Source organism: Streptomyces cadmiisoli (assembly GCF_003261055.1).
Lineage (GTDB): Bacteria > Actinomycetota > Actinomycetes > Streptomycetales > Streptomycetaceae > Streptomyces > Streptomyces cadmiisoli.
This window is the reverse complement of sequence record NZ_CP030073.1, coordinates 1,966,655-1,983,960: the sequence shown is the minus strand read 5'-3', so window position 1 is coordinate 1,983,960 and position 17,306 is coordinate 1,966,655. Positions and strand designations below refer to the sequence as shown.

Annotated in this window: 15 protein-coding genes; 6 read left to right on the top strand and 9 right to left on the bottom strand. The window is 74.5% G+C overall.

The window, feature by feature from the left end:
- Positions 1-30: 30 nt before the first annotated feature.
- Positions 31-909 carry an MBL fold metallo-hydrolase gene (locus tag DN051_RS08200; RefSeq protein WP_112438397.1) on the top strand — a complete coding sequence of 293 codons (879 nt, stop codon included), beginning with the start codon at positions 31-33 and terminating at the stop codon, positions 907-909.
- On the opposite strand, the gene DN051_RS08195 is transcribed toward DN051_RS08200, so the two are convergent.
- The 9 genes from DN051_RS08195 to DN051_RS08160 form a co-directional block, all read right to left on the bottom strand.
- The gene (locus tag DN051_RS08195; RefSeq protein ID WP_112438396.1) at positions 848-1,654 is read right to left on the bottom strand and encodes a thioesterase II family protein; all 807 of its coding nucleotides are present in this window, start codon (positions 1,652-1,654) and stop codon (positions 848-850) included. The two genes, DN051_RS08200 and DN051_RS08195, sit on opposite strands and share 62 nt — an antisense overlap.
- The gene (locus DN051_RS08190; RefSeq protein ID WP_112438395.1) at positions 1,651-2,760 is read right to left on the bottom strand and encodes an alpha/beta fold hydrolase; all 1,110 of its coding nucleotides are present in this window, start codon (positions 2,758-2,760) and stop codon (positions 1,651-1,653) included. Before DN051_RS08190 ends, DN051_RS08195 begins: the two co-directional genes overlap by 4 nt.
- Entirely contained in the window at positions 2,757-2,951 is a 195-nt protein-coding gene (locus DN051_RS44980) for a hypothetical protein (RefSeq protein ID WP_159054232.1), read from the bottom strand. The genes DN051_RS08190 and DN051_RS44980 overlap by 4 nt, the downstream gene beginning before the upstream one ends.
- Entirely contained in the window at positions 2,948-3,187 is a 240-nt protein-coding gene (locus tag DN051_RS08185; RefSeq protein ID WP_112438394.1) for an acyl carrier protein, read from the bottom strand. The genes DN051_RS44980 and DN051_RS08185 overlap by 4 nt, the downstream gene beginning before the upstream one ends.
- A complete protein-coding gene (locus DN051_RS08180; protein WP_079001676.1) occupies positions 3,184-5,157 on the bottom strand; it encodes an HAD-IIIC family phosphatase in 1,974 nt (657 codons plus the stop codon). Before DN051_RS08180 ends, DN051_RS08185 begins: the two co-directional genes overlap by 4 nt.
- Complete coding sequence (locus DN051_RS08175; protein ID WP_053762497.1) at positions 5,154-6,176, bottom strand: 3-oxoacyl-ACP synthase III family protein; 1,023 nt, start codon at positions 6,174-6,176, stop codon at positions 5,154-5,156. The genes DN051_RS08180 and DN051_RS08175 overlap by 4 nt, the downstream gene beginning before the upstream one ends.
- Positions 6,173-9,271 (bottom strand): type I polyketide synthase, encoded by a 3,099-nt coding sequence (locus DN051_RS08170; RefSeq protein WP_112438393.1) that lies wholly within the window; start codon positions 9,269-9,271, stop codon positions 6,173-6,175. Before DN051_RS08170 ends, DN051_RS08175 begins: the two co-directional genes overlap by 4 nt.
- Positions 9,268-9,573, bottom strand: a complete 306-nt coding sequence (locus DN051_RS08165) for an acyl carrier protein (RefSeq protein ID WP_079001678.1) — start codon at positions 9,571-9,573, stop codon at positions 9,268-9,270. The genes DN051_RS08170 and DN051_RS08165 overlap by 4 nt, the downstream gene beginning before the upstream one ends.
- 374 nt (positions 9,574-9,947) lie before the next feature.
- Positions 9,948-11,801, bottom strand: a complete 1,854-nt coding sequence (locus DN051_RS08160; RefSeq protein ID WP_162624893.1) for a fatty acyl-AMP ligase — start codon at positions 11,799-11,801, stop codon at positions 9,948-9,950.
- 243 nt (positions 11,802-12,044) lie between these two features.
- On the opposite strand from DN051_RS08160, the gene DN051_RS08155 reads away from it, so the two are divergent.
- The 5 genes from DN051_RS08155 (at position 12,045) to DN051_RS08135 (ending at position 17,128) form a co-directional block, all read left to right on the top strand.
- On the top strand, positions 12,045-12,803 hold the full coding sequence (locus DN051_RS08155; protein ID WP_053762500.1) for a 4'-phosphopantetheinyl transferase family protein: 759 nt from the start codon (positions 12,045-12,047) through the stop codon (positions 12,801-12,803).
- Between the two features lie 195 nt (positions 12,804-12,998).
- Positions 12,999-13,676 (top strand): TetR/AcrR family transcriptional regulator, encoded by a 678-nt coding sequence (locus DN051_RS08150; RefSeq protein WP_112438391.1) that lies wholly within the window; start codon positions 12,999-13,001, stop codon positions 13,674-13,676.
- A gap of 12 nt (positions 13,677-13,688) precedes the next feature.
- A complete protein-coding gene (locus DN051_RS08145) occupies positions 13,689-14,903 on the top strand; it encodes an alpha/beta hydrolase family protein (RefSeq protein ID WP_053762502.1) in 1,215 nt (404 codons plus the stop codon).
- 329 nt (positions 14,904-15,232) lie between these two features.
- The gene (locus DN051_RS08140; protein ID WP_234389032.1) at positions 15,233-16,048 is read left to right on the top strand and encodes an AfsR/SARP family transcriptional regulator; all 816 of its coding nucleotides are present in this window, start codon (positions 15,233-15,235) and stop codon (positions 16,046-16,048) included.
- A gap of 138 nt (positions 16,049-16,186) precedes the next feature.
- A complete protein-coding gene (locus tag DN051_RS08135; protein ID WP_199314906.1) occupies positions 16,187-17,128 on the top strand; it encodes a GNAT family N-acetyltransferase in 942 nt (313 codons plus the stop codon).
- The last annotated feature ends 178 nt before the right edge of the window (positions 17,129-17,306 follow it).

Here is a 17,306-nt window from a genome sequence, read left to right as displayed (position 1 = left end):
CCGCGACACCCCTCCGACCCAGGGACCGCCATGCCGACGATCGACATCCTCCTGCCCGGCTTCGCCATCGACACCGACCAGGGCCATCCCGCCTTCTGCGGGGTGTTCCTGGTCCGCGGCCCGGACACCGCCGGACGGTCCCGTACCGTCCTCGTCGACGCCGCCCACGTCGGCCGCCGCCCCTTCCTGCGGGACGCGCTGGCCGCCCACGGACTGACCGCCGGCGACATCGACACCGTCGTCCTCACCCACGCGCACTGGGACCACGTCCAGAACATCGACCTCTTCCCGCACGCCACCCTCGTCGTCCACCGCGACGAGCGCCGCTACGCCCACACCCCGCACGCCGACGACTGGGCCACCCCCGGCTGGACCGGCCTGCTGCTGGAGCAGCTCCCGGTCCGCGAGGTCACCGACGGCGAGGAGATCATCCCCGGCGTCGAGGTGCTCGCCCTGCCCGGGCACTCGCCCGGCAGCATCGGCGTCGTCGTGCGCACCGATCGGGGACGCGCCACCGTCACCGGCGACGCCCTGCACTTCGCGTACGTGGCCCGGACCCGGCGCAACCCGCTCGTCTTCTGGGACGAGGACGCCGCCACCCGCAGCATCGACCGGGTGCTCGCCGTGTCCGATGTCATCTACCCCGGCCACGACCGGCCGTTCCGTATGACCGAGGCCGGCGACATCGACTACCTGGAGCGGTTCGCGCTCACCCTCACCGGACTGGGCCCCGACACCCCGGGCCTCTCGTTCGCCGACGGCACCTCACGCCCGACGTGGACCATGCCCGGCGTCCGGGAGCAGCGCGCGCTGTACGAGAAGAACGCCGCCGAGATCGACCGGCGGATCAGCCGGGTGCCGCGCGTGCTGCGCCCGGACCTGCCAGGAGCCGGGCCAGCGCGGGGATGAACCGGGCGAAGAACGGCTCCGGTGCCTCGCGCGGGAAGAAGTGCCCGCCCGGCAGGGAGGTGAGCCGGACGTCGCGCGCGTAGCGCCCCCAGTCCCGCACCGCGTCCGGGGCGACGAGCGGATCGTCGGTGCCGGCGAAGGCCTCCAGGGTGAGGGGCAGCCGGGTCCGCGCGTCGTGCGGGTCCGGCAGCCCGGCCCGGTGGTGGCTCGCGCAGATCCGCAGGTCGTCCCGGACGACGGGCAGCAGCGCCCGCAGCCAGTCGTCCCGCCCGAGGAACCGTGCGTCCAGGCCGCCGAAACCCACCAGCAGCCGGGCGAGTTCACCGTCGTCGAAGCGGTCCGGGGCCGGCAGCGCGGACGTACGGTGCGGAGCCGCGTACGCCCCGAGGAACAGCGCCTCGGGACCCCGGCCGCCGGCCCGCAGCCGGGCCGCCGCCAGCGCGCAGGCCAGCAACGCGCCCATGCTGTGCCCGTACGCCGCCCAGGGCCCCTCGTCCAGCAGGGGGCCGAGGTCCCGGTCGAGGGCCTCGACCGCCTCGCCGGCGTCCTGGAACCGGCGCTCCCGGTAGCGGCCCTCACGGCCGGGCAACTGCACCGGCAGCACGTCCACCCCGGGCGGCACGCGGGCGGGCCAGGACGAGAAGAACGAGGCCCCGCCGCCCGCGTGATGGAAGCAGAACAGCCGCAGCCGCGCATCCGCGCGAGGCGCCCGCCCGAGGCAGGACACCGGGGCACCCGCGGTCATGCGGGCGCCCCGGCCGACGCCCGGGCCGGCCGGTGGCGAGCCCGCAGCACCCGGGCCCGGGCCGCCGCCGCCCGCCGTACGCCGCCCGCCGTCCCCACCGTCCGCAGCGCCTGCGCGAGCAGCCACAGACGGGTCTCGGCCGCCCGCTCCGGGGCGCCGCCGAGCACGTCGTTCTCCACCAGCCGCAACCGCGGCACGGTCCGCCGGAGCAACTCGGCGTCGGAGTACGGCACCAGCTCGTCGCCGCGGCCGGCCGCGCAGGCCACGTGCGCGCTCAGCCGGGACAGCCGCTCCTCGTCCACGCCCCAGCCGGCCAGTTCGGCCGGCAGCCGCTCGACCGGGGTCCGCGTCACATGGGAGAGCGTCAGGCTCACCAGCCGGGGCAGCGGGGTGCCCCGGGCGATCCGCGCGAAGAAGTCGCGGACCGGGGCGCCGACGGTCGCCAGCCCCCGCACCCGGTCGTCCTCCAGGGCCTGCCGCAGGGCGAGATGGCCGCCGAAGCTGAGGCCCACGACACAGGTGCGGGTGACGTCGGCGGCCCGGCCGAGCACATCGACGAGATACATCAGCATGCGGGTGCTGTCCGTTCCGTAGGAGAGTCCGTTCTCACCGACGCCGGGCAGTTCCGTGACCACGACGGCCGCGTCCAGCCGTTCGGCACGCGCGAGCACCGGCGCCCACTGCTCCTTCGTGCCGGTGATGCCGCCGACGACCAGGATCAGCGGCAGCGGGTGCCGCCGCGACAGTCCGGCCGCCCAGCACGCGAACCCCGAGCCGTCGAAGGGCAGATCGAGCCGGGAGATGCCGGGCACCTCCTTGCGCCAGCGGTCGAACGCCGCCACGCACGCCTCCTGCGCGGCCCGCCGCGGCGGCCCGTCGACGTACGGGAAGCGGGCCAGGGCGTGGTACCGGACGGCGTCCAGGTCGCGGCCGCGGGCCTCGGCCGCCGCCGCGAGCGAGGCCCACGCGTGGACCCAGCCGCCGGGAGCGTCGTCCGCGGCGTCGTCGTGCACGGCGCGCAGCACCCGGTGCAGTACGTCCGCGGGGACGCCCAGGGCGTACGCGTGCGGCAGGGCGAACCTGCGCAGTTCGGCCACCGGGATCATCGGGCCGCTCCCTTCTCCCGCCGCCGCCCGTCCGGTGCGGGCGGGGCGTCGGCGGCCGGCGCCCGCCCGGGCGCGCGGCCGGTGACGAGCCGTGCGAGGGCGGGCGGGCAGAGGATGTCCAGCGGGGTGTCGGGAAACAGGGCGTGGATGCGCACAGGGGGCTCAGTGTCCTGGCGGGGTGTCGACGTCATCGGCCGGCCACCGCCTCGTACAACTGCCGGAAGGTCCGGGCCTGCAGCAGGTCCGCCACCGCGACCCGCCGGCCGGTCGCGGCCTCCACGACGGTCACCATGCGCAGCAGCAGCACCGAGTCCCAGTCGGGGAAGTCGGCCAGGGGCCGGTCGAGGTCGTCGGCGCCGATGTGCAGGCCGAGTTCCTCCCCCAGGAGGGTGCGGAAGTCCGTGGTGTCCGCGAGGACCGTGGTCATGACTGCTCTCCCTGTCCGTTCCGTGGTGCGTCGAAGGGTCCGAAGGCCGCGTCCAGCCGCAGATGCGCGGGCGCGGGGACGCGCGTGGCGAGGTCGTGCCGGAAATGAACTGCGTGCTTGCCGTGCTTGCCGTCCGCGGCGTCCGGGTCACGGTCGAGGACGGTGAAGCCGTGGTCGCTGTAGAAGGAGGCGAACGCGGCGTTGCGCGGCGACGGCAGGTACCGGCCCGTCACGGCGTCCGCGCCGGTGGAGCGGGCGAAGTCCAGCACCGCCGCCACACAGCCGCCCTCGATGCCACGCGAGAACACCCGGCAGCTGAGCACGAAGTTGTCGATGCGCAGCAGCCCGCCGTCGCGCCGCAGGAACAGCGCGCCGACCAGGCCGTGGTCGCCGAACCGGTCCCGGGCCCGCACCGCGATCACATGCCGGCCGGGACGCTCCAGCCAGTCCGCGACCCGCGGCACCTCGAGGCGCTCGGTGGCCAGGTGGAACTGGTTCGTGCGCAGCGTCAGCTGGGAGACCCGCGCGAGGTCCGCCTCCCCGGGCGGCCGCAGCGTCACCTCGATGCCCAGCCCTTCGAGGTACTCCTCGTAGGAGCCGACGTCCTCGCGGAACTCCTCCCGCAGGGCCTCGGTGCGATAGCGGGCCGCCCGCGCCAGATCGGCCTCGGTCAGCTCGAACAGGTCGAACCATCCGTCCGCCAGCAGCGCCGAGGGGTGCAGCGCCGGCTCGTCGTCGACCCGGACCACGGCGACCTCCGGCAGCCGCTCCGCGACGAGCCCGCACTCGAAGAGGCTGTCGTCGGCGAAGACGAATCCGTCCAGACCGAGGCCGAGCCGGTCGGCGATGTCCCGCAGATTGTCGTGCTTGGCCTTCCAGTTGGCGTTCACGCGGACGAAGGAGTCCTCCCGCAGCAGCATCGCCGGATGGCCGCGCAGCGCCTCGCGCACCAGGGCCTCGTCGTTCTTGCTGCTGACGGCGAGCAGCACACCCTGCGAGCCGAGCTGCGCGACGACGCGCTGGAACTCCTGGAAGGCCTCGCCGCGCAGTCCGGCGCCGAGCTCGACGCCGTCGGGCCCCGCCTCGCCGAGCACCCCGCCCCACAGGGTCCCGTCCAGATCCAGCACCAGGACCTTGCGTCCGCGGCCGAGACTCGCCCGTACGACATGGGCGGTCTCCCGGGCGCAGGCGGCCAGCAGGGCGTCGGACAGCCGGGCCCGGGCGTACTGCGCCGTGCGCGGCTCGCAGGCGGGCACGCCCTCGCCGACCAGCGGATCGAGATCGACGGTGACCACGCCCGGATACCGTTCCGCGAGCGCCAGCAGGCCGCAGTTGAACTCTCGCCACACCGCGCCGAGCCGGGCCCGGGAACGCAGATCGATCAGCTGGTGCGTGAACCGCCGCAGCAGCGGCACGGTGTTGAGGACGAGCAGTCCGCGCCCCGCCTCCTGATGGGCGCGCACCGCGCCGCCGAGCAGGGCGAGCCGGGCGCGCGCCGCCGACTCGACGTCCTCCACCCGCCACGGCACCGTGACGTCGTCGAAGACGGTGTGCGCGTCCAGGAGGCAGAGCGTGACCTGCGGCAGCCCTTCGGCGGGGGGCCGCATCAGATCCTGGAGGTACGCCCCGTACGGCGCGACCCTCGCCTCCAGCAGCAGCCCGTGCCGGGCCAGTTCGGCGGTGAGCGGCGCCACCACCGGTGCCACCGTGGAATGGCCGGTGACGGCGACCGCCACCACCGCGACGTCCGGTGCGTGCCGCCGCACCGTCCGCGGATCGACCCGGGACAGCAGCTGTCCGGCGGCCGGCAGATCGGCCGGCGGCATCCGGGCCAGCAGGCCGCGCACGGCCCCGTACTCGGCGGCGAGCTTCCCGGACCGGTGCAGGGTGCGCAGGGCGCGCAGCGCCCCGGGGTCGTGCCAGGTGCCGGCCGGGGCCGTCGGGCCGAGGGCTCCGCCGGTGCGGGTCATGACCGCTCCAGCGCGATGCCCGACTTGATCCACTTGCTGGACTCCACGGCGATCGCGACGGCCCGGCCGGGGCCCTGCCACTGCCGCAGCAACTCGGCGAGCTGCAGGAACGGCAGGGCGTTGCCGTTGTTGCCGACGTGGCGCACCACGTTGATCCGGCGGGCGTCCGGTGCGGGCAGGCCCACCGAGATGCGGTCGCTCATCCGGCCCGACAACTGCGGGGGCAGCAGGAAGTCCACCTCGTCCGCGCCCCAGCCGAGGTCTTCCAGGAGCTCCCAGAACATCTGCTGCGCCAGGGCGGGCACGGTCTCCTCGATCGCCTTGTAGTCCTCGTGGACGGCGATGCGGTCGCTGTGCCGGTCGCCGAGCCCGAACCAGTCCACGACCTGTCCGGGCTCGCGGCCCAGACCCACCAGCCGGTTGAACACCTGGCGGATCTCGATGCCCTGTCCGACGGCCTCGCCGCTGAGCACGGCCGCGCCGGCGCCGTCGCCGAACAGGACGTAGTTGACGAGTTCCGCCGAGGTGCGGGCGCCCGGCTCGAAGTCGGTCTCCAGATGCTTGGCGCACACGTCGCCGCCGATCACCAGCACCGTGCGGCAGCGCTCCGCCAGCAGCAGGGTCCGCGCCACGTCCATGGCCTGTACGGCGCCGGCGCAGCCGGACTGGAGCTGGTACGTGGGCACGTTGTCGATGCCGAGCCGGTCCGCCACCAGGTTCACGGTGGCCGGCATCAGCTGGTCGGGAGTGGCGGTCCCCATCACCACGCAGTCGATCTCGTACGGCTCCAGCCCGGCCTCCACCAGGGCCCGGTCGGCGGCGGTCGCCGCGAGGTCGGCCAGGGTGTGCCGCACCTGCCCGGTGGCCAGGTCGAGGGACAGATACCTGCTGGTGTTGCCGATGAACACATCGGCCCAGGACTCGTCCACCCCGACGAGCTCGGCGAGCGTCGCGTTGTCCACCGGATCCCCCGGCAGGCAGGTGCCGACCGAGGCGAGATAGGTGCTGGGGGCGGTCATGAGCGGGTTCCTTCCGGGGTCGCGGTCACGGGGGCGCCGGTGTGGGGAAGGGCCCGCAGGTACCGGACGAGGTCCCCCACGGTGCGCAGACCGGCGAGCAGGTCCTCCACCGGGAGCGTGCCGAGCCGTGGCAGCGCCTGCTCGATGCGGGCCTTGAGTTCCATGACCTGGATCGAGTCGAAGCCCAGGTCCTCGTGCAGCCGGGAGCGGGCGTGCACCCGCTCGGGGGCGTGCCCGCCGACCCGGCACACCAGACGGTGCGTCAGTTCGGCCAGGGCGTCCGGCCGTTCCCCGGCCGGGGCCGGCGGGCAGGCCTGCCCGCGGTCGGCGCCGTGCCGGACCGCGGGGGCGTCCGCGCCCGGGGGGAGGCGCGGCGCGGACCGTTCCGGGGCACCGGGTGCGGCACCCGAGCACCACGACCGGAACAAGTCGTCGAAGACGTAGGGCGGCAGCCGCCGGGGCACCAGGTCCGACTCGTCGTACAGGACCTGCCACCGCGGGGTCAGCCCGGCGCACCACAGCTCGCCGAACAGCTCCTGGGCGCGGTGGCCGCGGGCGTGTTCACCGGGGTGCGCGGCGTGCAGGCCCACCGGATGCCCGGCGTCCGCCGCGAGGCGCGCGAGGAGCGGTGTGAGCACGGCGCGCGGGCCGATCTCCACGACGTGGGTGACGCCGCCGGCCAGCAGCGCTCCGGCCGCCTCCGCGAACCGGACCGGCGCGGTGATCTGCCGGGCCCAGTACTCGGCGTCCATCGTCTCGCCGTTCGCGAGTTCCCGGCCGTGGACCGTCGAGAAGACGGGCAGGACCGGCCGCCGGGCGGCCAAGGCGGCGCACTCGGCGGCGAAGCGCTCGGCCACCGGGCCCATCAGCGGGGAGTGGAAGGCGTGCGACACCGTCAGCCGCCGCACGACGGTGTTCCGGGCCCGTAACTCCGCCTCGACCTCAGCGAGTTCGTCCAGGTCCCCGGAGATCACCGTGGCCTCGGGGCCGTTGACGGCGGCCAGGCCGAGGCGCTCCCGCCCCGCCAGCAGCGCCTCGGCCCGCGCGGCGCCCAGCTCCACCGCGAGCATCCCGCCGACCCGGGGCAGCGACTCCATGAGCGCCCCGCGCCGCGCCACCAGCCGGGCCGCGTCCGCCTCGTCCAGCACTCCGGCGGCGCAGGCGGCCGCGAACTCGCCGATGCTGTGCCCGATCACGTACGACGGTCCGATCCCGGCCTCGGTGAGGGTCGCCGCGAGCGCGTACTCCACCGCGAACAGGGCGGGCTGGGCGAACCGGGCCCGTTGCGCCCGGGGATCGCCCTCGAGCACCAGATCGCGCACGGACCGTCCGGTGTGCGGGGCGAGGAGTTCGTCGACCGTGTCGAGGTGGCGTGCGTAGGCGGGGCAGGACCGGTACCAGGAGTCGGCCATCCGGGGGTGCTGGCTGCCCTGCCCGGTGAACGCGAAGGCCACCGAGGGCGCCGCCCGCCGCCCGGTGTCCGTCGGCCCGGTCTCCTCCGCCTGCTCGGCGGCCGACCGCAACCCCGCCACCAGCGCGGGCAGATCGCCGGCCGCCACCGCCGCCCGGTGCGACAGCCGGGACTTGACGCGGTTGCTGGTCCAGCACAACTGCGCCAGCTGGTGCTCGGGGCGGCGGGCCAGGGCGTCGGCCTGGGCGAGCAGATTGGCTCGCAGCCGCTCCGGCGACCGGGCCGAGACGGTGAACACCCCCGCCGCTCCGGGGCGGCCCCGGTGCACGGTCCGGGGCGCGGACGCCAGCACCGTGTGGGCGTTGCTGCCGCCCATGCCGAAGCTGCTGACCGCGGCGTGCACCGTCCCCGGCGGAAGCCTGAGCGGCGCCCTCAGGAGCGTCAGACGCCGTTCGGCCAGGTCCAGCTTCGGGTTCTCCTCGTGCGCGAACCGGCTCGGCGGCACCGTACGGTGGTGCAGCGCGAGCACCGCCTTGATCAGCCCGGCGATCCCGGCCGCGCCCTCGGCGTGCCCGAAGTTGCTCTTGACCGAGCCGAGCGCGACGCTGCCCCCGTCGCGGCCGGCGGTCAGTTCGCCCAGCGCCTGTGCCTCGATGAAGTCGCCGAGCAGGGTTCCGGTGCCGTGGGCCTCGACGAAGCGGATGTCGTCGGCGGTGACCCCGGCCCGCTCCCACACCGAGGAGATCAGCTGCTGCTGGGCCCACCGGCTGGGCGCGGTGATGCCGTTGCTGCGCCCGTCCTGGTTGGTGCCGGTCTCCTTCAGGACCGCGTAGACCGGCTGACGGTCCGCCAGGGCGTCGCCGAGCCGGCGCAGCACCAGCACGGCGACGCCCTCGGCGCGGCCGATGCCGTCGGCCAGCGCGCTGAACGGCTTGCAGCGGCCGTCGGGCGCCGACAGCCCGGCCTGGGCGTAGAAGATGTTGAGGACCGGCGTCATGATCAGGTTGGTGCCGGCCGCCAGGGCGTGGTCGCACTCGCCGGAGCGCAGCGCGTTCACCGCGAGGTGCACCGCGACCAGGGAGGACGAGCAGGCGGTGTCCACGGCCAGGCTCGGGCCTCTGAGGTCGAGGTGGTACGAGACGCGGTTCGCGCCCATGAAGTAGCCGTTGCCGGAGCCGTGGCGGGCGGTGATGCGGTCGTAGTCGGCCAGTTGCAGATGGGCCCACTCGTTGGCCATCACGCCGACGAAGACGCCCGTGTCGCTGCCCGCGAGGTCCTGCGGCGCGAGCGCGGCGTCCTCGACGGCCCGCCACGAGCTCTGGAGCAGCAGCCGCTGCTGGGGGTCCATCGCCGCGGCTTCCCGGGGAGCGATCCCGAAGAAGGCGGGGTCGAAGGCGTCCGGGTCCCGGATGAAGCCGCCGCGCCGGGTGTTGGTCCGGCCGGGCACCCGCCGCTCGGAGGTTCCGGCGGGGGAGGCGGTTCCGACGGGGGAGCCGGGGGAGGCGGTTCCGACGGGGGAGGCGGGGCCGGGGGCGTGGTAGCGGTCGGCGTCCCAGCGTTCCTCGGGCACCCGGCCGGTGCCGTCCCGGCCGTCCATGAGCAGGGACCAGTACTCCTGGGGGTCGCGGGCGCCGGGGAACCGGCAGTCGAGGCCCACGACCGCGATCGGTTCGCGTTCCGTCATGACGCGTCCCGCAGGCGGAGCAGCTCGGCGAGGTGGCCGCCGATCGCGTGGACCGTCGGGTAGTCGTACGCGACGGTGAGGGCGACCGCGAGCCGGAAGTGCTCCTCGATCTCACCGCAGATGCTGATCGCCGCGACCGAGTCGATGCCGTAGTCGGCGAGCGGGGTGTCCGGGTCGATCTCCCGCGGGGACCTGTGCAGATGGAAGGCCACGCGCTCGGTCAGCCACCCTTCGAGGTCCGGGGTCCTGCCGGGCGGCGGGTGCTGCACCTCGGCGGTAGGGGCGTCGTGCGCGATGCTCATGGTGGTGGTCTCCCTGTGGGTGTCGGGCGGGGGCTCGGGCGCGGGGCTCAGGTTCGGGGTGCTGCGGTGCCGGGCGGGGGTGCCGGTCTCGGAGTGGCACGGCGTTCGGCGAGGTTCCGGCGGCTGTCGGGTGGGTTTCGGCGGTGCCGTGCTGGGGCGTTGGGCGGCGGTTTCGGCGGCCGGGTGGCGCGGCGTCGGGCGGGGGTCTCGGACGCAGGGCGCCACGGTGTCGGGTGGGGTTTCGGCGGCGGGGTGCTGGGGCGTCGGGTGGGGGTTTCGGCGGCCGGGTGGCGCGGTGTCGGGCGGGGTCTCGGCGGTGCTGCGGTGTCGGGCGGGGGTCTCGGCGGCAGGATGCGGCGGCGTCCCGCTGGGTCTCAGCCGCGAGGTGCCACGGTGTCGCGCGCCGGCGCGGCGGCCGGGTCTGCGGCCGGGTCTGTGCCCGGCAGCAGGTCGGCCACCGGTCGCTGGAGACGCCGGTGCAGCACCGGCAGGGCGCCGTCGAGGAACAGCTGCCGCATCAGCGTGCGCTGCGTCTTGCCGCTGGTGGTCTTGCGGATCACCCCCGGACGCACCAGCACCACGCTCACCGCGGCCAGCTGGAACGTCCGGCTGAGCAGCGCCTGGACGGACGCGGCCAGGCGCGGCAGGTCGCCGTCGACGGCCCCGGCCCCGGCCCCGGCCCCGGCCCGCAGCTCCTGCACCACGACGACATGGGAGCGGTCCTCGGCCGGGTCGCTGACGGCGAACACCGCGCCGCCGCCGCGCCGGAACGCCTCCGCCGAGTCCTGCACCGCCTGCTCGATGTCCTGCGGGTAGAGGTTGCGCCCGTGCTGGATGAGCATCTCCTTGATCCGGCCGGTGACGTAGAGCTCCCCGTCGAGCAGGGCGCCCAGGTCGCCGGTGCGGAAGCAGCCGCCGCGGCCCTCGGCGGTCGTGGCCGCGAATGCCTCGGCGGTCGGGCCGGGACGGTTCCAGTAGCCGGCGGCGACCGACGGCCCGCGCAGCCAGATCTCACCGACCCGCCCGGCCGTCAGCTCCCGCAGGCTCACCGGGTCGACGATCAGCACCTCCGTGTCCGCCGGCCGGCCGCAGCTGACCAGGGTCCGGCTCGCCCGGTCGCTGCGGGCGGGACGCAGCTCGTCGCGCTCCAAGGAGTGCGCGTCCACCTGGAGTTCGAGGTGCGGCGACTCGGTGTCGCCGGAGGAGACCAGCAGGGTGTTCTCGGCCAGTCCGTAGGAGGGCAGCAGCACCTCGGGGCGCAGCCCCTGTCCGGCGAACCGCCGCACGAAGGCGCGCAGTGTCCCGGCGCGCACCGGCTCCGCCCCGTTCAGCGCGACCCGCAGGCAGGACAGGTCGAGGCCGGCCGTCTGCTCCTCGGTGACGCGCCGCACGCACAGTTCGTAGCCGAAGTCGGGGGAGGCCGTGCCCTCCACGCGGTAGTCGTGGATCATCCGCAGCCAGCGGTGCGGTTGTTTGATGAAGGAGATCGGCGACATCTGCACGCTGGTGCCGCCGACCCACAGCGGTTGCAGCGTCATGCCGATCAGCCCCATGTCGTGGTACAGCGGCAGCCAGCTGCCGGCCACCACGCCCGGCGGGGTGCGCATGGCGGCGCGGATGGCCTCCTCGTTGGCCGCGAGATTGGCGTGCGTGACCATGACGCCCTTGGGCTCGCTGGTGGAGCCCGAGCTGTACTGGAGGAAGGCCACGTCGGTGTCGCGGACGGCGGGCGGCACCCACAGGTCGGGGTCGGCGTCCGTGGCGCCCTCGGTGTCCGCGCCGGTCGCGAGGCAGACCACGTCCGGTGCCCCCGCGGCGGTCAGCCAGGCGCCGACGGCCTGCCGGTAGCCGGGGAGGGTCAGGACCGCTCCGACGTTCGCGTCGCGCAGGATGGTGCCGACCCGGGCGAGCCGCTCACCGGGTTCGTCGGGCAGCGGGGCCGGGATCGCGGTGCGCCCGGCGTAGAAGCAGCCGAGGAAGGCCGTGACGAAGTCCAGGGTCGGCGGGTGGAGCAGCAGGACCGGGCGTCCGATGTCTCCCTTCGCGGCCTGCCGGAGCCGGGTGGCCACGACGCGGGCCCGCCGGTCGAGTTCCGCGTAGCTCAGTTTCTCCGGGCGCAGGCCCGGTCCGTCCTCGTGCAGGTACACGAACGCGGCCCGATCGGGGTGCTGTTCCACCCCGGAGCGTACGGCGTCCGTCAGCGTTCGGTGCTGGGGCTGATGCGGCACGGGCTGTCCTTTCCGCGGTCCGTCGACCGGTGCCTGCCTTGCTTGCGGCACCGCGTGCCAATCCGGTGCGTCAGCCTCGGGACGCCGTGAAAAGGAGACCTAAAGCGAAAATTGGGGCGCACGTCATGGCTGCGGGGTTCCGCGGACGCGCGGCCGACGAGCCGGTACAACGGTGTGTGCGCGCGGCGACACGATCCGTGCCGGCACGCGGTGTCGCCGAACGGCCGGAGAGGGGACGGGTCTGTGGCGGGTGCGGGGCTTCCGGTCGCGGTGACGCCGCGGGGCGCCGGGTGGGCACAGGCCCGGGCCGCCGCGGCGCGGTACCGGCACGTCGTCTGCCACGGCCGGCTCGCGGACTGGGCCGCCGCGGACGGCCCGTCCCCGTGTGAACTGCTCGGCGCGGACTGGCCGCGCTACCGCTCGGCCCGCGAACCGGACGTACGGGCCCGGCTGATGGGCTCCCGGCTGCTGCTGCGCGGTGTCGTCGCGGCTGTCGCCGGCACCGAGCCGGAGCGGGTGCGGCTGGGCCGCGACGGCAACGGGCGGCCCGTCGTGCTCGCCCCGCCCGGCCTGGACGCCGGTCTCAGTCACACGGCGGGAGTCCTGGTCGCCGGGGCCGCCGCCGGCCGGCGCATCGGGGTGGACGTGGAGGCCGCGAGCCGCTGTCTGCTCGCGCCCGGCCTCGCGGGGAGGTTCTGCCATCCCCGGGAGCTGGCCGGACTGCGGCAACTCCCGCCGGGGGAACGGAACCTGGCCCTCGTGCGCCGGTGGACGCTCAAGGAGGCCTACACCAAGGCGCTCGGCGTCGGACTCGCTCACGACTTCACCCGGTTGTGCCCCCGGCCCGAACAGGACGGCGACGGCTGGACGTTGGGTTCCGGTGCGCCGGGCTGGCGGCTGCGCTGCGACGAGGTCGACGGTGGATTCCTCGTCGCTCGCGCACTGGGGCCGTGGGCTCCCGCAAGCCCCCCGTACGCCGGTCCACCGCATTCGAGTCAATGATGTTTCGATACACTATTGACTCGATTGGTCGTCAGGACTAGCGTCGAACGCACGGCAGGAGTACGGCAGTCGGCCCGTCCGCCCGCACACCGCGCACCCCACCCCGCACCACTCCTCGCCGCCCAGTTTCCCGGCCGGAGCACCCGGCGCCGCCGCGCGCCGGGCGCGGCTCGCGGCCGTTCCCACGGAGGTCCGATGCGCAAGCCGCCCCACGCCGATCCGTCCGCGACCGCCCGGGAGCGCTCTCCCCGGGGCGGCCGGCAGCGTGACCCGGCGGCCGACCGGGCGATCCTGGAGAGCACCCTGGCCCTGCTCGGCGAGGGGCGCAGCTTCGCCGACCTGTCCATGGACCTGGTCGCCCAGCGGGCCGGTGTCGCGCGGGCGACCGTCTACCGGCGCTGGCGCAACAAGGAGGAGCTGGTGCTCGCCGCGCTGGGCAGCCTGGACCTCCCGGTGCCGTCACTGGACGGACTGCCCCTGCGGGAGAAGCTGGTGACCCTCGTCGACCAGCTGCGCCACCGGGGCCAGGACACCCCGCTGCACCGGCTGATCGGCGGTCTGCTCGGGGAGGCGGTACGCCGCCCGCAGCTCGTCGAACGCTTCGAGGACACCGTCCTCGCCGCGCGGCGCGAGGCGCTGACCCGGGCGCTGCGGGACGGCGTCGACAGCGGGGAACTGCGCCCCGACCTCGACCTGGACGACGCGGTCGAGATCCTCGTCGGACCGATGGCCGCCCGGCTGATCCTGCGTCAACGCCCATTGGAATCGGCGGCGTTCGCCGAGACGATCGTCGACTTCTTCCTCAACGGAACGCGCGCCAACCGGGCCGGGCCGGGGCCCGGCCCGGCACCGCAGCACCGCCCGCCACCGTAAGGAGCCGCTGCCATGAAGTTCCTCTTCGACGACCCCGCCTTCGACTACCAGGCCCTGCGCACCGCCGGTTACGCCGACTACGGCGGCGCGCAGCTCGGCGAGGTCGTCGCGGTCGCCTCCCGCATTCCCGACGGCGACACCGAGGCGTGGCGCCGGGAGTGGTCCCGGCTCGCCGCACACGCGCACGGACTGGGGGACGCCGCCCGCCGGGAGCAACGCCCCGTCGACGCCCGGTCCGCGCTGCTGCGCGCCCACAACTACTACCGCACCGCCGAGTTCTTCCAGCGTGAGGACCAACAGGACGCCGAGGCCCTGCGGTTGATGGGGCTGTCCCGGGAGACCTTCGCCGACGCCGCCGCACTCATGGCACGGCCGCCGCGGCCCGTACGCATCCCCTACGAGGGCACCTCCCTGCCCGGCTACCTCTACCGGGTGGACGACTCCGACGAACCGCGCCCGCTCGTCGTCCACCACGGCGGTATCGACTCCACCCTGGAAGAGGGCTACTTCTTCGTCGCCGCGGCCGCCCTGGCCCGCGGCTACCACTGTCTGTGCTTCGAGGGGCCGGGCCAGGGCTCCGTCCTGCGGGAACAGGGGCTGGTCTTCCGGCCCGACTGGGAGCGGGTCGTCACCCCGGTCGTGGACCACGCCCTCTCGCTGCCCGGGATCGACGCCGGCCGGGTGGTGCTGGTCGGCACCAGCCTCGGCGGGCTGCTCGCCGTGCGGGCCGCGGCGTTCGAGCACCGGCTGGCCGGCTGCGTCGCCCATGACGCGGTCTGGCAACTGGGCGACGTCGTCGCGCTGCCGCCGTTCGTCCTCGAATGGGTCGAACAGGGCTGTGACGACTTCGCCGACCCCGTCATGTGGGGCATCGCCGCCCAGCAGACCTTCACCCGCTGGCTGCTGCGGCAGGCCCTGTGGACCTTCGGGGCGAGCACGCCCGCCCGACTGCTGCGCACGCTTCCGGCGTTCGGCCTGTCCGAGGTGATCGGCCGGGTGCGCTGCCCGGTGCTCGTCCTCGACGCCGAGGAGGACATGTTCTTCGCCGGACTGGAACACGCGAAGAAGGTGTTCACCGGCCTGAACTCGCCCAAGCAGCTCCATGTCTTCACCGCGGACGAGGGCGGCGGGGCGCACTGCCACTCGGGTGCGATGCGGGTCTTCCACGACCGTCTCTTCGCCTGGCTCGGCGAGACGCTCGGGCACGGCGGGCGGGCGGCGGCCTGAGACGGCCCGCGAACGGCCCGGCTCCGGCCGCCGGCCCGCGAACGTCCCGGTCCGCCGCGATCGGGCCGTTCCGCCCGTCCGAAAACAGCCCCCGGACGGTGGATATTCAATTGAACGGCGACTTGCCGGTCGGCGCGTACAGCCCCGGAACGGAACGAGTTTCACTCGCCTTAATGACGGTGTAACGAGGGGGGACTGGCATCCGGGAACGACCTGCCATAGGCTTCCGGAGAAACAGGATACCGTCGAGTAACTGGCGTCCCGAAACCTGGGGACGGGCGGGGGAGTCGTTTTTAGTTGAATGCGTTCCACGCATTCGGGGGGTTGCCGTGTCCCTGTCCGCTGTACAGCCCGACCAACCACTGCGCTACGAACTGCTGGGCCGCCTGCGGGTCACCCGCGGCGGCGTCCAACTGACACCCGAAGCACCCAAACTTGCCAAACTGCTCGCCCTGCTCCTGGTCAGGGTCGGTGAGGCGGTACCCGGCGAGAAACTCGTGGCGGAGCTGTGGGAGCAGGGTCCGCCACGCTGCGCCTTCGCCAGCCTGCGTGTGTACGTCTCGCAGTTGAGGAAATTCCTGAGCGGCCCGCGGGAAACATCGCCGATCGTGACGACGTCAGCCGGATACATTCTGGACCTGAGCGGCGCCATGACCGATTTCCAGGAATTCGAGGAGCTCTACGACCGGGGGCGCGACCGGTACTCCGCCGCCGATTTCCAGCACGCCTTCGAACTGCTCGGCCGGGCGCTGTCGCGGTGGCGCGGACCGGTCCTCGAAGGCATTCCGGGCTCCCTGGCCATCGCGTCGTTCACGGCCGTCCAGGAGGAGAAACGGCTCAACTGCACCGAACTCGGTGTCGATGCCGCGCTGGCACTGGGCCGGCACCACGAGGTGATCGAGGACCTCAAGGGCCTCCTCGTGCAGCACCCGCTCCGGGAGCCGTTCTACCGGCAGTTGATGGCCGCCCTGTACCGCGCGGGCCGGCAGGGCGACGCGCTCGGTGTCTACCACCACGCCCGCCGTGTGATGAGGGAGGAGCTGGGCGTCGAGCCGGGGCCGCCGCTGCGGCTCGCCCTGGAGGCGATCCTCGGCGCGGACCCCTCCCGCCTGGAGGCCGCCGGGGTGATCCCGGCGGCGCCGTGACGTCCGGCGGCGGGAAGCCCGGCCCTGCGCGCCCGTACCGGTGCGTCAAAACCGTTTGACGCGGCTCGACGGCGCGGCGTAGGACTTCTGACGGCACATCGTCGTGCACCGCCCGGAGGCCCTGTGACGATCCGCACCATGACCGAGTCCGACGTCGACCGCGTTCTCGCCCTGCTGCCGTCCGGCCGGGTCGGCGTCTGGACCGACGCCGACGCGTTCCGGGAGGGGCTCGCCCGGCGCGAGTTCCGCCCGGAGTGGACCTGGCTCGCGGAGGACGCCGGACAGGTGCACGCCGTGGCCGTCTGGTGGGGCGGCCCCGACGACACCCACCCCGGGGCGCTCAACTCCCTCGCCGTCCGCGAGCCGGCGGGTGACGCCCCGGCGCGCACGGAGCTCGCCGTCGATGTGCTCACCACCGCGCACGCGGCCTTCGCCGCGGCCGGGCGGACGGCCCCGCCGGACTACCACGTCCTGCTGCCCCCGGACTGGCGTGAGCGGCCGGACGCGGTCGACGACCTCGACTGGCGGCAGGAGGCGGCCCGGCGCACCGGTCTGACCACCGGCGTGGAACGGCTGCGCTACGAGTGGACCCGCGACAGCGGAGTGCCCGTGCCGTCCGGCCGGCTGGCCTTCCGCCCCGAACCCGACGACGAGGTCTTCACCGACCTCTTCCGCCGTGTGCTGGAGGGCACCCTCGACGCCGCCACCCGCGCCGAGGCCGACCGGCTCGGCGCCGCCGGACAGGCCCGCGCCGATGTCGCCTTCTACCGCGACTCGATGCCGGGCGAACGGTCCTGGTGGCGGGTCGCCGAGACCCCCGACGGCGAACCGGCCGGCTTCGCGCTGCCCTCCCGCAACACCGGCTCCCACGTCGTCGGCTACCTCGGCGTGCTGCCCGAGCACCGCGGGCACGGCTACGTCGACGACCTCCTCGCCGAGATCACCCGGCTGCTCGCCGAGGAGGCGGACGCCGGTCTGATCCGCGCCGACACCGACCTGACGAACCGGCCCATGGCCGCCGCCTTCGAACGGCTCGGCTACCGCAACTTCGCCCGCCGCCTCGTCCTCTCCGCGCCCTGACCCCGCCCGGCCCGGGTCCGCCCGAGCCGGGCCGGACGGCCGCGCGCCACCGTCGTCCGGGTGCGCTCGGCGGGCGCCGCCGCGCCCGCTGTGCGAGATTGCGGACAGAGGGAGGCCGGGACGCGAGTCGCAGTCCCTCACATGTGCCGCTCGGGTATGTCGCCCCCGGTCCTCCCTC

What these genes read in the sequence shown, in the direction of transcription:
- DN051_RS08135 (WP_199314906.1), top strand. Translation starts at nt 16,187, where the DNA reads ATGACCGAGTCCGACGTCGACCGCGTTCTCGCCCTGCTGCCGTCCGGC.
- DN051_RS08150 (WP_112438391.1), top strand. Translation starts at nt 12,999, where the DNA reads ATGCGCAAGCCGCCCCACGCCGATCCGTCCGCGACCGCCCGGGAGCGC.
- DN051_RS44980 (WP_159054232.1), bottom strand. Translation starts at nt 2,951, where the DNA reads ATGACGTCGACACCCCGCCAGGACACTGAGCCCCCTGTGCGCATCCAC.
- DN051_RS08165 (WP_079001678.1), bottom strand. Translation starts at nt 9,573, where the DNA reads ATGAGCATCGCGCACGACGCCCCTACCGCCGAGGTGCAGCACCCGCCG.
- DN051_RS08195 (WP_112438396.1), bottom strand. Translation starts at nt 1,654, where the DNA reads ATGACCGCGGGTGCCCCGGTGTCCTGCCTCGGGCGGGCGCCTCGCGCG.
- DN051_RS08190 (WP_112438395.1), bottom strand. Translation starts at nt 2,760, where the DNA reads ATGATCCCGGTGGCCGAACTGCGCAGGTTCGCCCTGCCGCACGCGTAC.
- DN051_RS08145 (WP_053762502.1), top strand. Translation starts at nt 13,689, where the DNA reads ATGAAGTTCCTCTTCGACGACCCCGCCTTCGACTACCAGGCCCTGCGC.
- DN051_RS08200 (WP_112438397.1), top strand. Translation starts at nt 31, where the DNA reads ATGCCGACGATCGACATCCTCCTGCCCGGCTTCGCCATCGACACCGAC.
- DN051_RS08180 (WP_079001676.1), bottom strand. Translation starts at nt 5,157, where the DNA reads ATGACCCGCACCGGCGGAGCCCTCGGCCCGACGGCCCCGGCCGGCACC.
- DN051_RS08170 (WP_112438393.1), bottom strand. Translation starts at nt 9,271, where the DNA reads ATGACGGAACGCGAACCGATCGCGGTCGTGGGCCTCGACTGCCGGTTC.
- DN051_RS08185 (WP_112438394.1), bottom strand. Translation starts at nt 3,187, where the DNA reads ATGACCACGGTCCTCGCGGACACCACGGACTTCCGCACCCTCCTGGGG.
- DN051_RS08175 (WP_053762497.1), bottom strand. Translation starts at nt 6,176, where the DNA reads ATGACCGCCCCCAGCACCTATCTCGCCTCGGTCGGCACCTGCCTGCCG.